The 14,200-nt window shown below is 64.0% G+C and carries 11 protein-coding genes; 10 read left to right on the top strand and 1 reads right to left on the bottom strand.

Features of this window, described 5'->3' with window-relative positions; all coding sequences use genetic code 11:
* Positions 1-17 precede the first annotated feature (17 nt).
* From tolB to NLM33_RS25470, 8 genes are all read left to right on the top strand, one after another.
* A complete protein-coding gene (gene tolB, locus NLM33_RS25505) occupies positions 18-1,376 on the top strand; it encodes a Tol-Pal system beta propeller repeat protein TolB (RefSeq protein WP_254099910.1) in 1,359 nt (452 codons plus the stop codon).
* A gap of 247 nt (positions 1,377-1,623) precedes the next feature.
* Positions 1,624-3,954: a bifunctional diguanylate cyclase/phosphodiesterase gene (locus tag NLM33_RS25500; protein ID WP_254099908.1), complete on the top strand. Its 2,331-nt coding sequence runs from the start codon at positions 1,624-1,626 to the stop codon at positions 3,952-3,954.
* 173 nt (positions 3,955-4,127) lie between these two features.
* Complete coding sequence (locus tag NLM33_RS25495) at positions 4,128-4,853, top strand: hypothetical protein (RefSeq protein WP_254099906.1); 726 nt, start codon at positions 4,128-4,130, stop codon at positions 4,851-4,853.
* A gap of 285 nt (positions 4,854-5,138) precedes the next feature.
* Entirely contained in the window at positions 5,139-5,627 is a 489-nt protein-coding gene (gene pal, locus NLM33_RS25490; RefSeq protein WP_254099904.1) for a peptidoglycan-associated lipoprotein Pal, read from the top strand.
* Between the two features lie 205 nt (positions 5,628-5,832).
* Complete coding sequence (gene ybgF / locus NLM33_RS25485; RefSeq protein WP_254099902.1) at positions 5,833-6,879, top strand: tol-pal system protein YbgF; 1,047 nt, start codon at positions 5,833-5,835, stop codon at positions 6,877-6,879.
* A gap of 178 nt (positions 6,880-7,057) precedes the next feature.
* On the top strand, positions 7,058-8,125 hold the full coding sequence (tilS, locus tag NLM33_RS25480) for a tRNA lysidine(34) synthetase TilS (RefSeq protein WP_254099900.1): 1,068 nt from the start codon (positions 7,058-7,060) through the stop codon (positions 8,123-8,125).
* Between the two features lie 242 nt (positions 8,126-8,367).
* A complete protein-coding gene (ftsH, locus tag NLM33_RS25475; protein WP_254099898.1) occupies positions 8,368-10,290 on the top strand; it encodes an ATP-dependent zinc metalloprotease FtsH in 1,923 nt (640 codons plus the stop codon).
* Positions 10,291-10,305: 15 nt separating this feature from the next.
* Positions 10,306-10,713, top strand: a complete 408-nt coding sequence (locus tag NLM33_RS25470; protein ID WP_254099896.1) for a DUF3052 domain-containing protein — start codon at positions 10,306-10,308, stop codon at positions 10,711-10,713.
* Positions 10,714-10,725: 12 nt separating this feature from the next.
* Here NLM33_RS25470 and NLM33_RS25465 read toward each other — a convergent pair whose 3' ends face one another.
* Positions 10,726-12,225 (bottom strand): hypothetical protein, encoded by a 1,500-nt coding sequence (locus NLM33_RS25465; protein ID WP_254099894.1) that lies wholly within the window; start codon positions 12,223-12,225, stop codon positions 10,726-10,728.
* A 389-nt stretch (positions 12,226-12,614) separates the two neighbouring features.
* Here NLM33_RS25465 and NLM33_RS25460 point away from each other — a divergent pair, with 389 nt between their 5' ends.
* The gene (locus NLM33_RS25460; RefSeq protein ID WP_027521915.1) at positions 12,615-12,779 is read left to right on the top strand and encodes a Flp family type IVb pilin; all 165 of its coding nucleotides are present in this window, start codon (positions 12,615-12,617) and stop codon (positions 12,777-12,779) included.
* A 93-nt stretch (positions 12,780-12,872) separates the two neighbouring features.
* The gene (locus NLM33_RS25455; RefSeq protein WP_254099892.1) at positions 12,873-14,108 is read left to right on the top strand and encodes a glycosyltransferase family 87 protein; all 1,236 of its coding nucleotides are present in this window, start codon (positions 12,873-12,875) and stop codon (positions 14,106-14,108) included.
* Positions 14,109-14,200: the final 92 nt, after the last annotated feature.

The raw sequence follows: 14,200 nt of genomic DNA, 5'->3' as shown, positions 1-14,200 counted from the left end.
GAAAAGACATAACCCAGATGAATAAGATGCAATTGCTTTCTCGACGTGGCTTCATCATCGCCGCAGGCTCGACCGCCACCGTGCTGGCCGGCCGCTCTGCGTTTGCGCAGGGACGCCTCCAGGTGAACCCGACCGATTTCCAGCCGATTCCGATCGCGATCCCGAACTTTGTCGCGGGCTCGCCCTCGGATGGCGAGGTCGGTGCCGGCGTGACGCAGGTGATCACCAACAACCTCAAGCGCTCAGGCCTGTTCAATCCGATCGACCAGGCGGCCTATCTGGAGCGCATCAGCAACATCGACGTCGCGCCGCAATTCCAGAGCTGGAAGCAGATCAACGCCCAGGCGCTGGTCACCGGCCGCATGACGCGCCAGCCCGACGGCCGGCTCAAGGCCGAATTCCGCCTGTGGGACGTCGTCTCGGGCCAGCAGCTCACTGGCCAGCAATATTTCACCTCGCCGGAATATTGGCGCCGCATCGCCCACATCATCTCCGACCAGATCTATCAGCGCCTCACCGGCGAGACGGGCTATTTCGACAGCCGCGTCGTCTTCGTCGACGAGAGCGGGCCGAAGGAGCGCCGCGTCAAGAAGCTCGCGATCATGGACCAGGACGGCGCCAATGTGCGCTATCTGACGCGCGGCTCGGACCTCGTGCTGACGCCCCGCTTCTCACCGAACTCGCAAGAGATCACCTATATGGAGTTCGGCCAGGGCGATCCGAAGGTCTATCTCTACAACATCGAAACCGGGCAGCGCGAAATCGTCGGCAATTTCCCGGGCATGACCTTTGCGCCGCGGTTCTCGCCGGACGGCCAGCGCGTGATCATGAGCCTCCAGCAGGGCGGCAATTCGAACCTGTTCGTGATGGATCTGCGCTCGCGCTCGACGACGCGGCTCACAGACACGCCGGCGATCGACACTTCTCCTTCGTACTCACCGGATGGCACCCGCATCTGCTTCGAGTCCGATCGCGGCGGCAAGCCGCAGATCTATGTGATGGCGGCAAGCGGCGGACCGGCGCAGCGCATCTCCTTCGCCAAGGATGACACCAGCGCCAGCTATTCGACGCCGGTGTGGTCGCCGCGCGGCGACTACATCGCGTTCACGCGACAAGGCGGCGGACAGTTTTCGATCGGCATCATCAAGCCTGATGGTAGTGGCGAGCGCCTTCTCACCTCCGGCTTCCACAATGAAGGCCCGACGTTTGCGCCGAACGGCCGCGTCGTGATGTTCTTCCGCGACCCCGGCGGCAATGGTGGGCCGTCGCTGTTCAGCGTCGACATCTCCGGCCGCAACGAGCAGAAGGTGCCGACACCGGGCTACGCGTCCGACCCCGCCTGGTCGCCGCTGCTGTCCTCGACGTCGGGCCAATAATGGCCGGCATCGTTGCGCGTTCATCGGCGCGAAGTTTTCGAAAAACAGCGCCGAGTTTTCCGCTTTCGTCGATTGCGGCAAGCTTTCCTTCACCTTGTGCCCGGCAAAGCTTGCCCAGTTGCTTGATATTTCAGCAGAAATTAGTTCGCTGAAGGTTCAAAACAACGCGACTTTAACGATGTTCCCTCAGAAAGACTTCATCTCGGCTGGGTAAAAGTACGCTCCAAACAGGACGCGTAACAAGTCGATGCAGCTGGCCGACCAGAAGCAGAGTGATCGAGACGAGCTGGAGCCCATACTCTACGCCGCTCTCATCAACTCCATGGTGCAGAATTTCTGGGCGATCTTCCTAGGCTCGGCTTCCGCAGCCGTGGCCGCGGTCATGACTGCGATGAAGACCGGCGACGTCTTGCTGTGGCCGATCGCGTTTCTGCTGATCGCAGTCGGGACCGCGCGCGCGTTCCAGATGCGAGGATACGAAGACCAAACGCTGGCCTTGACGTTCGAACAGGCCAGGCACCTGGAGCCGCGCTACTGGCTCGGCGCGCTCATCTATGCAGGGGTGCTCGGCCTGTGGTGCTTCGTCGTCATCTTCAACAACGACGATCCGGTCGCGAACATGCTCTGCGTCGCCGTCACGGTCGGTTACACGGCCGGAGGAGCGGCCCGCAACTACGGCCAGCCCAGGGTGATCCAATGGCACGTCATACTTGCCTGCGGTCCGATGTCGCTCGCCCTGCTGCTGCATGGCGGATTCTACTACATCGGGCTCGCCGTGCTGCTCGTCCTGTTCTTCATCGGCTTGAAGAACATCAACCTCAGCCTGCACGCGATCTTCGTCAAGGCTCTGACCTCGAGTTTCCGCGAATCCGCGCTGGCGAGCCAGTTCGATACCGCGCTGAACAACATGCCGCACGGCCTGTGCATGTTCCGCGCCGACGGGCGGCTTGCAGTGATGAACCATCGCTTCGGTGACTTGATGGTGCTGTCGGAGAATTTCGTCACTCGCGGCGCCAGCGCCGCCGACATCGTCGCGGCCTGCGTGGCCGCCGGTTCGATCTCGGCGGAGAGCGGCGACATGATCCTCGGCGAGATCGAGGGCGCGCAGATGAAGGAGATCGTCACCACCGATCCCGATCTGAAGCGCTGCCGCACGCTGTCATGGACGTTCCAGCCGATGGCCGGCGGCGGCACGGTGCTGCTGCTCGAGGACATCACCGAGCGCACCAATGCGGAAGCCAAGATCAGCCATCTGGCACGCTATGACGAGCTCACGGCGCTGCCGAACAGGGTCAGCTTCCGCGATGAGATCGAGCGGCTGCTCGCGATCTCGCACGATGCCGAGCGCCTTTCCGCGCTGCTGTTCGTCGATCTCGACCAGTTCAAGCAGGTCAACGACACGCTTGGCCACCCCTGCGGCGACCAGCTTCTGTGCGCGGTGGCGAATCGCCTGCGCGAGATGCTGCGCCCCGAAGATTTCGTCGCCCGCTTCGGCGGCGACGAGTTCGTCGTGTTCCAGCAGAACATCAACGCGCCCGAGGATGCCGCGGCGCTTGCCCGCCGCATCGTCGAGCGGCTCAGCGAGCGTTATCGTATCGACAATCATCTGGTCGAGATCGGCGCCAGCGTCGGCATCGCGTTGACCTCGCCCGAGGGCTCCAGCGCCGATACGCTTTTGAAGAACGCCGACATGGCGCTCTACCGCGCCAAGGCCGACGGCCGCGGCACCTTCTGCTTCTTCCGCGACGAAATGGCTGCGACCGTCGAGGCCCGCCGCATCCTCGAGCTCGATCTGCGCAAGGCGCTCGCCAACGAGGAGTTCGAGCTGTTCTATCAGCCGCTGGTCAATCTGAAGACCGGCAAGATTACGACCTGCGAGGCGCTGCTGCGCTGGAACCATCCGGTGCGCGGCACGGTTTCGCCGGTCGACATCATTCCGGTTGCCGAGGACATGGGTCTGATCGTCGATCTCGGCCGCTGGATCCTGCGCCGCGCCTGTATGGAATGCATGAAGTGGCCCGAGGGCGTCAGCGTCGCCGTCAACTTCTCGCCACAGCAGTTCCACCAGCGCGACGTGCTCAGCGAAATCCGTTACGCGCTGGAGGTCTCTGGCCTCCCGGCGCATCGGCTGGAGATCGAGATCACCGAATCCTCGCTGTTGCGCAACACCCAGCTCACCCACGACATCCTGTCGCAGCTTCACGCGCTCGGGGTCAGCATCTCGCTCGATGACTTCGGCACCGGTTATTCGAGCCTCAGCTACCTGCATAACTTCCCGATGCAGAAGGTGAAGATCGACCGCTCCTTCCTCGAAGGCATCGACACCGACCGGCCGCTCACGCTGCTGCGCGGCGTGGCGCGGCTGTCGGCCGATCTCGGCATGGCGGTCGTGGTCGAGGGCATCGAGACCAACGAGCAGCTCGAGCTGATCAGCGCCGACGGCACCGTCACGGAAGCCCAGGGTTATCTGTTCAGCCGCCCGGTCCCTGCGGTACGGATGCGTCAACTCCTCAACGCCTCCCATGGCCGCCGTGGCGAAGACGGGCTCCAGGTTGTCGGATCGCGCTCCTTCGCGTAATCGGTTTCCTGAAATTTCCAACAGCATCAGTGTGTTGCCAGGGGCTCCGTAGTCGCACGGGTTAACCCTAATCGATCGATTGCTTTGCGTCGCGGTTAAGAAGGTGTTAATGGATTGTCACGCGCGCTGAAGTTGTTTCGCGTGTTATGATGGGTGTTGCGTAAGGAGTTTGGATGCAGTCCTCAGCCCGATCGGTCATTTCGGCTGCTGGACAGGGAGCAGACCTCCTGACCGACGTCGACTATCGTCTTGCCGAGACCCACGAGGAGAAGGAGGAGATCTACAACCTCCGCTACCGTGCATATCTGCGGGAAGGGGCCGTCAAGGAGAGCCCTGACGGCCGGGTCACCGACCGGTATGACGATCTGCCCAACGCGTGGACCTTCGGCGTCTATCTCCAGGGCGAGCTCTGTAGCTCCGTGCGCATCAGTTTGCTGACAGCGGAATGGCGCGAGTCCACCTCAACCGACGTGTTTCCCGACATCCTGCTTCCGAGACTTGACCGCGGCGAGGTCATGGTCGATCCGACACGTTTTGTCGCTGATCCCGACATGGCGAAGCGGGTTCCGGAATTGCCGTATCTGACGCTGCGAATCGCTTACATGGCCTGCGAGCATTTCAAAGCCGATCTCGGCCTCGCGATCGTGCGTGCCGAGCATCAGGCTTTCTATCGGCGGGTTTTCCTGCATGCGACCATCGGCGAGCCGCGGCTGGTTCCCGGTCTCACGAAGCCGTTCGGGCTCATGGCAGCGGATTTCCCGACCTTCCGGCAAAGAGTCTTTGAACGCTATCCGGTCATGCGTTCGACCGCTTTCGAGCGGCGGATGCTGTTTGGGCGCCGCGGTGAGCGCCAGGTCGCGCAGCGACGGGTGCTGGTGGCGGACGCAGCCCGCGCCTGATCCGGGCAGGGTGCTGAGCCACTGCGCCGCTCCGCCGGCATTTCCTGTTCATCTTGGGTCGGCGCGCCCAAATTTCTGGCAAAACAGGCGTTTCTGCCGGCCAACGCGGCTTGCCTTCACCGTCGCGCCACATTTACAACCCATTAACCATCGCGGTTGCTTTTCGCCGATCGGGGGCATTTGACCGGCCGTGGCAACGTCCCATCAAGGTTGACGGAACGTTCGCTTAACCAACCCCCTGTAGACCGGACGGCAGTGGACTAACGTGAGCGTGGAGGCTCCGGAATGAAACATCCTATGCGTATCCTCCAGGGATTGAAGCTGGTCGCGGTGCTTGCCGTCGCGCTGTCGATGGGCGCCTGCGCCAACAAGAACCTTGCTTCGGATGCGATGGCCAATGCTGCGACACCGGGTAGCCAGCAGGATTTCGTCGTCAACGTGGGCGACCGCGTGTTCTTCGAGAGCGATCAGACCGATCTGACGCCGCAGGCGATCGTCACGCTGGAGAAGCAGGCGCAGTGGCTGCAGAGCTACCCGCGCTACACCTTCACCATTGAAGGTCACGCGGATGAACGCGGAACCCGTGAATACAACATCGCGCTCGGCGCGCGCCGTGCCCAGTCGGTGCGCTCGTTCCTGGCTTCGCGCGGCATCGACCCGAACCGCATGCGTACCATCTCCTACGGCAAGGAGCGGCCGGTCGCCGTCTGTAATGACATCTCCTGCTGGTCGCAGAACCGTCGCGCCGTCACCGTGCTGAACGCGAGCTCCTGACCAGCGCGCCGTGCGCCGTTCCGCCAAGGAAACCTGACTAAGGAAACCTGATTTGCCGGCGCCCCCTTGGGCGCCGGTTTCGTTTCACGGATCAGGTCATAGAAAGCCCTTGGTCCCAGACACATTTTTGGCGTACTCCCTCTCTCAATGTCTCGCGCGGCGAGTTGTCCGCCGCGCGCCACGTCGCTTTCGTCGTCAGGGCAAGATGTCATCCAGATTCCAGGCTTTTACTGGCACCGTGGCGATCGCCGCGCTGCTTTCGCTGTGCTCGCCCGTTTTCGCGCAGTCGGACGACGCCGACCCGGAGATGCGGATCGAGCGGCTCGAGAACCAGCTGCGCCAGCTCACTGGCCAAAATGAAGAGCTGCAATACCGCAACCGCCAGCTCGAGGAGCGCCTCCGGCAGCTCGAGGGGGGTGCGCAAGGGGCCCCCGGGCAGGCGCCGGCACAACAGCCCAACGTCGCGGCCGCGCCGCCAGCGCAGTCCGCGCCGGGCTATCGCCAGCAGCAGGCGGGGCAGCAGTCACCCTATGACCCGCAGATCGCGGCGCCCGCGCCGATCGTGCAGGAGCAGCCGGCGCCGGGAGCGCCCGGCACCCGCCGCCGTGGCGATGCGTTCGATCCGAACCAAAATCCCAATGCCCCCGGTGCGCCGCGCGCGCTCGGCGGCGGTCAGCAGCCGATGGCGGCGGGAGCACCGGTCGGCGCGCCCGGCGGCCGCGGCGCCGGCGAGCCGCTCGATCTCGCCAACACCGGCGGACGCTATCCGCAAGCGGCAGCGCCGGCCGCACAGCCCGGCTATCCCGCGGCGCAGCCCGGTTATCCGGCGCCGGCCGCAGGCGGTGGTGTGGCGACCCAGCCGCCATCGCAATCGCCGCGCGACGAGTTCGATCTCGGCATCGGCTACATTCAGCGCAAGGACTATGCGCTGGCCGAGCAGACCATGAAGAGCTTCACGCAGAAATATCCGAGCGATCCCCTGCTCGGCGACGCCCAGTACTGGCTCGGCGAAAGCTACTTCCAGCGTCAGCAATATCGTGACGCCGCGGAGGCCTTCCTCGCCGTCACCACAAAGTACGACAAGTCCGCAAAGGCTCCGGACTCCCTGCTGCGACTCGGCCAGTCGCTGGCCGCGCTGAAGGAGAAGGAAGCCGCCTGCGCGGCCTTTGGCGAGGTCGGCCGCAAATTCCCGCGCGCCTCCGCCGGCGTCAAGGCCGCCGTCGATCGCGAGCAGAAGCGGGTGAAGTGCTAGCCGCTTTGCCTCATTAGAGCGTTTTCCAGCGAAGTGGACACCGGTTCGCGTGAAGAAAACGCGTCAAAACTAGAGCCTGGAGCCCCGCTCCGATTCAATCGGAACGGAAACGGCTCTTGAGCGCTGACAATGCGGATGGCGCTGCGCTAAATAGGCGCGCCATCCTGCGGGCAGCGTCATGTCAGACGACGACAATTCTCCGATCTCGGCGCGTGAGGCGAAGCTGCTCTTCGCCGACTTCAGACGCGCGCCGGCGCTCGTGCTCGCGGTTTCGGGTGGACCGGATTCCGTCGCTCTGATGTGGCTTGCCGCGCGCTGGCGCAAGAGCCTCGCTCGCGGCCCGCAGCTCGTCGCGGTCACCGTCGATCATGGCCTCCGGCCGGAAGCGGCGCGTGAGGCGCGCGACGTCAAGCATCTGGCGCAGTCGCTCGATCTGCCGCATCGGACGATGCGCTGGACCGGCGCCAAGCCGAGGACCGGTCTGCCCGCCGCCGCGCGGGACGCGCGCTATGGCCTGCTCATGCAGGCCGCGCGCGCGACCGGAGCGACCCATGTGCTCACCGCCCACACCCGCGACGATCAGGCCGAGACTTTGCTGATGCGATTGTTGCGCGGCAGCGGCATCGCCGGCCTGTCCGCGATGGCGCCGGTCACGGAGCGGGACGGGATCGCGCTGGCGCGCCCGCTGCTCGACGTGCCGAAGTCGCAGCTCATTGCGACCTTGAAGCGCGCCAATATCGCTTTCGCCGACGATCCGACCAACCGCGACACCGCGTTCACGCGCCCGCGGCTGCGGGCGCTTTTGCCGCAGCTTGCGGCCGAAGGCGGTAGTGCGCGCAACCTGGCGCGGCTCGCGGCGCGGCTAGCCCGCGCCAATGCCGCCGTCGACGTGCTGGCTGACGGCGCCGAGCGCTTTCTCGCGCTCAGAGATCGCGACCGTTCGCCGTCCGATGTGCCTGCGCGAAGCTTTGAGGTCTCGGCCTTCGCCACACTGCCCGAGGAGGTACGCCTGCGGCTCCTGATGCGGGCGATCGACGCCGTCGGGCACGAGGGGCCGGCGGAACTGGGGAAGGTCGAGGCCCTCTTGGCGGTCCTTGAGCGCGGCATCGAGGCTTCGGGCCGGCGCACCGTCGGAACCAGCCGACCTCAGGTCAAGCGGACGCTCGCGGGGGCCCTCATCAGCCTGTCCCGGGGGCGCATCCTGATCGAACCGGCGCCGGCTCGGCGCATCAGGGGCGGATCATGACACCGGCCCGCTCGGCCCTTGCCCTCAGGACACCTTAACCAGGCCGGAAAAACCCAACCTGCCCCGCCATTATTTCCGCGGGAATCGGGCTAAGATGGGATAAATAGTCCCATCTCGTTCCCTTGGCAGCGACCGGTGCGGCACCTAAATTGTATGCGTCTAACCGAGAGGATTCCTTGGGGATTTTCTCTAGCTTGCCCAAGGAATAGGGCCGCGATCCGCGCGACCACGAAGGAAGATCGATGAACGCCAATCTGCGCAATTTCGCCCTCTGGGTCATCATTGTCTTGCTGCTATTGGCGTTGTTCACGCTCTTCCAGAATCCCGGCCAGCGCGCCTCCTCCCAGGACATCGCCTTCTCCCAGCTCCTGAGCGAGGTCGATCGGGGCAATGTGCGCGACGTCGTGATCCAGGGGCCGGATATTCACGGCACCTTCACCAACGGCTCGAGCTTCCAGACCTATGCGCCGAACGACCCGACGCTGGTGAAGCGCCTCTATGACAGCAAGGTCCAGATCACCGCGAAGCCGCCGGGCGACAACGTGCCGTGGTTCGTCTCGCTCTTGGTCTCCTGGCTGCCCTTCATCGCGCTGATCGGCGTGTGGATCTTCCTGTCGCGCCAGATGCAGGGTGGCGCCGGCAAGGCGATGGGCTTCGGCAAGTCGCGCGCCAAGATGCTGACCGAGGCGCATGGCCGCGTCACCTTCGAGGACGTCGCCGGCGTCGACGAGGCCAAGCAGGACCTCCAGGAGATCGTCGAATTCCTGCGCGACCCCGGCAAATTCCAGCGGCTCGGTGGCCGCATTCCGCGCGGCGTGCTGCTGGTCGGCCCGCCCGGCACCGGCAAGACGCTGATCGCGCGCGCGGTTGCGGGCGAAGCCAACGTGCCGTTCTTCACCATTTCCGGCTCCGACTTCGTCGAGATGTTCGTCGGCGTCGGCGCCTCCCGCGTGCGCGACATGTTCGAGCAGGCCAAGAAGAACGCGCCCTGCATCATCTTCATCGACGAAATCGACGCCGTTGGCCGTCACCGTGGCGCCGGCCTTGGCGGCGGCAATGACGAGCGCGAGCAGACGCTGAACCAGTTGCTGGTCGAGATGGACGGCTTCGAGGCGAACGAAGGTGTGATCCTGATCGCCGCGACCAACCGTCCCGACGTGCTCGATCCCGCGCTGCTGCGTCCCGGCCGCTTCGACCGCCAGGTCGTGGTGCCCAATCCGGACGTCGTCGGCCGTGAGCAGATTTTGAAGGTTCACGTCCGCAAGGTGCCGCTGGCGCCGGATATCAACCTCAAGACCATCGCGCGCGGCACGCCCGGCTTCTCCGGCGCCGACCTGATGAACCTCGTCAACGAGGCTGCCCTGACTGCCGCCCGCCGCAACAAGCGGATGGTGACCCAGGCCGAGTTCGAGGAAGCCAAGGACAAGGTGATGATGGGCGCCGAGCGCAAGTCGCTCGTCATGACCGAGGAAGAGAAGCTGCTGACGGCCTATCACGAGGGCGGCCACGCCATCGTCGGCCTCAACGTGCCTGCGACCGATCCGATCCACAAGGCGACCATCATTCCGCGCGGTCGCGCGCTCGGCATGGTCATGCAGCTCCCCGAACGCGACAAGCTGTCGATGTCGCTTGAGCAGATGACCTCGCGCCTCGCCATCATGATGGGCGGCCGCGTCGCCGAAGAGCTGATCTTCGGCCGCGAGAAGGTGACCTCGGGTGCGGCGTCCGACATCGAGCAGGCCACGCGCCTTGCCCGCATGATGGTGACGCGCTGGGGCCTGTCGGAAGAGCTCGGCACGGTCTCCTACGGCGAGAACCAGGACGAGGTGTTCCTGGGCATGTCGGTGTCGCGGACGCAGAACGCGTCTGAAGCGACCGTCCAGAAGATCGACTCCGAGATCAGGCGGCTGGTCGAGGAGGGCTACAAGGAAGCGACCCGCATCCTCACCGAGAAGCATGCCGACCTCGAGACGCTCGCCAAGGGCCTGCTCGAGTTCGAGACGCTGAGCGGCGACGAGATCGTCGATCTCCTCAAGGGCAAGAAGCCGAACCGCGAGTCTGTGCTCGAGCCGAGCACGCCGCGCGCTTCCGCGGTGCCGCCGGCCGGCAAGTCGCGTCCGCGGCCCGATCCGGATCCCGGCCTGGAGCCGCAGCCGCAGGCGTAAGGCCTTCGCGCACCCATGGCCGGCTATTCCGGCAAACCGCTCTCGCAAAAGCTCGGCATCAAGCCGGGCTTTTGTATTTTTGTGGACGGCCTGTCGGTCGCCTATGGCGATCTCGTCGGAGAGTTGCCCGCTGGCGTACAGCTGGTGAGCACTGGCAAGGCTCCGCTCGACCTCGTGCATCTGTTCGCGGTCGAAGCGAAGGGGCTTGCTGCGAAGCTGCGCCGCTACCGGCAGGTGATCGCGCCTGATGGCATGATCTGGGTGTCATGGCCGAAAAGGGCGAGCGGCATCGCCAGTGACCTGACCGACGTCGTGGTGCGGGACACGGCGCTGCCGCTCGGCCTCGTCGACGTCAAGGTTTGCGCCGTGGACGATGTCTGGTCGGCGCTGAAATTCGTGATTCCCGTGAACCAGCGGAAATAGCGAACGCGGGGATCATTTCGATGTCGCGGACGAGGGCGCGTCAGCCACTTGCGCATTGTCCCGCACATGGATCACCGCGATGTCATCCGTATAGATCCGCTTCCAGCCCTTGAGATGATCGAGAATCTGCGGGCCCGGCGCATCGGCAACCAGCAGCGTCGCGTTGATCTTATATTCGTCGAGCAGGCGGGGCAGAAGCTCGGGCTGCTTGCCCTCGGTCGCCTTGAAGAAGTCCATGACGAATTTCTCGCCATAGAGTTCGGCGCGGCCGTCGACGAAGACCGGGACGTCGCGCGAGATCAGATAGCCGCCGAACTGGTAGGCGTTGAAGATCCGCTGCGCCTTGCGCTGCTCGAGCAGGTCGGCCGCGGCGACGGGCGTCTGCAACATCGTGAACGCGAAGCGGTGATGTCCCATATAGATCGCCGTCGAGGTCCAGCCAGCGGCCACGATCATCAGCGCGCCTATTGCGGTGACGTAGCGAGCCGGCCAGATTTCGTCGCTGCCCGAGTCCGGAGCGGGGCGCGGTGACAATTGCCCGAGCGGCTTGGCCAGCACCAGCGGCACCAGGAACGCGAATGCCTCGATGCTCCTGACATGCGTCAGCGCGCTCCAGGTCAGGAACAGGATCAGGAAAATCCGCGGCGCCGAGAGCACGAGGCCGCGATGGAAGCCGATGGCGATGAGGCCGAGCAGTGCGCCTTCGAACGCCGAGAACGAGGCGAAATTCGCCGGCATCCACTCGAAGATTACCGTCAGAAGTTCGCCGAGGTTGAGGATGTTGGTCGCGCCCCATAGCGTCCTCCAGCCATACGGCGTGGCGCAGCTCGCGATCAGCGCGGCGATGCCGAACAGCACCCAGCGCAGGAATAGCTGAATCCGTCGTCCTTTCTCGGCGTGCTCGACCGCCTCGAGCGCGATCGGACCGATCAACGCCAGGCCCAGAACGAAGCCGCCATGCAGGTTCGCCCACAATGCCATCAATGGGAGCCAGAGCCATGACGGCGCGCTCCTGCGATCGGCGGCCGCCATCAACACGCCGGCCCACAGCACCATGACGGGCAGCGCCAGGATGTGCGGACGCGCCAGCAGGTGATGCAGCGACAAAAGCAGCGCCAGCATCGCAAACAGCACCGAGCGCGGAAGTTCGAGATGTGCGTCGAGCAGATAGACGAAGATTGCGACAGTGAGCGCGATCGCAACCGTCGTGAGGATCACCGGTCCGGCCCAACCCCATTGTCCATAGGAGCTCGCGAACAGCACTTGCGATAGCCATGAGGTGGATATCCAGGGCTGGCCTGTCCGCGTGAAGGAGTAGATGTCCGTATAGGGCAGCGCGCGATGATCGAGGATCCATTGCCCGATCTTGATCTGCCAGAACGAGTCGGAATCCTGGAGCAGCGTGTCGCCGATAAAGAGGAAGCATAGGTAGGCGCCCGCGCCGACGCAGAGCGGCACCAGGACGCGCGCGCGGCTTTGCATCGCCATGCTGTAGGTAGAGGAGAGGGACATTCCGCCTCGTCGTTCTGCCGGACGTTGATCCTGCCGGCTTCCAAAGCATGATCCGGAAAAGTGTGAAGCGGTTTTCCGAAAAGATCATGCTCAAACAAGAACCTAAAGCGCGATGAAGATTCGCGCTTTAGCGGGCGGCATTGGACCATGACGGTCATAACTTCGAGTAAACCGGCAGAGGTGTGGCCGGTATGTTTCCGGACGATTTAACTGATTGTTTTCAATTTCGGTTTACCATTGCGGAATACACGCAAACCGCTGCATGTTTCCGCGGACGAATTAACTGCGGTGCAATTCTTTGTCGCTACTGTCGGTTCCATGGTCGCGCGGCGCTGGGAAGCCGGTCAGACCAGACTAGTTGTAGCCTTGTGTACTCTTTGGAGCAGTCTATGAAAAACCTCGTTGCGCGCTTCGTGAAGGATGAATCCGGCGCCACCGCTATTGAATACGGTCTGATCGCCGCCGGCATCGCGCTGGCCATCATCACCGTGGTCAATAACCTCGGCACCTCGCTGAACTCCAAGTTCGGCTCGATCTCGTCCAGCCTGAAGTAAGTTCGGACGATCGACGTGAATTCGAAGAGCCCCGGTATTCCCGGGGCTCTTTCATTTCAGCCGCTGCGCGCGACGTCTTGAGGGGAATGCAGCATGGCCGAACTCGCCTTGAGCCTGCCGTCAGGCCTGCGGCCAGGCGCGGTCCCGTCCGTGCTGTTCAACGTCTGCCTCGTGCTGCTCGTCCTGACGCTGCTGCATTTCCCGCTCGCCTTTATCTCGCATTCCTGGATCCATGACGCGAACGGGCTGGGTAACCCCACCGATTTCGTGAACGTGTGGGCCGCCGGCAGGCTGGCGCTCGACGGCCATGCGGTGCAGGCGTGGGACTGGCAGGTGCAGAAGCAGGTCGAGGTCGCCGTGTTGGGGCAGGATTTTGCCGGCTACTTCGCCTGGCATTATCCGCCGCCGTTCCTGTTCGTCGCCGCCTTCCTCGCGCAATTTCCCTATGCCGTGGCTTTTGCGGGCTGGGTCTTCGCCAGCATGCTGCCCTATGTCGCGCTGATGCGCGCGATCGTCGGGCGCAGCTTCGGTGTCATGCTTGCGATCGCGTTTCCGGCGACCTTCGACAATCTTGCGATCGGACAGAACGGCTTTCTGACCGCCAGCCTGATCGGCGGCACGCTGTATCTATTGCCGCGTCGCCCCGTGCTCGCCGGAATCTGTCTGGGCCTCCTGACCTACAAGCCGCAATACGGACTCTTGTTTCCGCTCGTCCTTGTCGCGAGCGGAGAATGGAAAGTCTTCGTCTCGGCAGCCGTCACCGCCGCGTCCGTCGCGCTCGCGTCGATGCTCGTGTTTGGCGCCGAGAGTTGGGCTGCCTTCTTCCATTGGATGCCGATGATCTCGAAGGCGGTTCTCTCCGAGGGGACGGAATCCTGGCTGAGGCTCCAAAGCGTGTTCGCGATGGTGCGCTGTCTTGGCGGTAGCGAGACACTCGGTTGGGCGTTGCAGGTGGTGGTGGCGTGTGTTGTCGCGATCGGGCTCGTGCTGATGTGGCGCAGCAAGTTGCCTTACGCGCTGAAGGCGGCTGCGCTCGCGACCGGCACGTTGCTGTGTTCGCCCTACACCTACATGTATGATTTCGCGGTGTTGGCCATTCCCGTCGCCTGGCTTGTGCGCGCCGGATACGATGACGGCTTCCGTGCTTACGAGCCCTGTGCGCTCGGCCTCGTGCTCGCGCTGCTTGCGAGCTTCCCGTTTCTGAAAATCCCGGTCGGGCTTGCGGCGACGCTGATCGTTGCCGCGCTCGTCGTCGCCCGTGCGGTCGCCGACTGGCGTGAGCTGCCGGCGTCCCCGCCGGGCCTTGCCTCGTCCCCTGCCTCGTCGTGAGCTGGTAGATCAGCTTCGTACATTTGAGGTCTTGTCATCCGCTCTGAATAGTTGTTCAGTTCTTGCGGGGCGATTTGCAGCGAAAACAGTGA

It is taken from the genome of Bradyrhizobium sp. CCGUVB1N3 (assembly GCF_024199925.1).
Lineage (GTDB): Bacteria > Pseudomonadota > Alphaproteobacteria > Rhizobiales > Xanthobacteraceae > Bradyrhizobium.
Note: the sequence above shows the minus strand (reverse complement) of the source record. Positions and strands in the feature narration are given on the sequence as shown.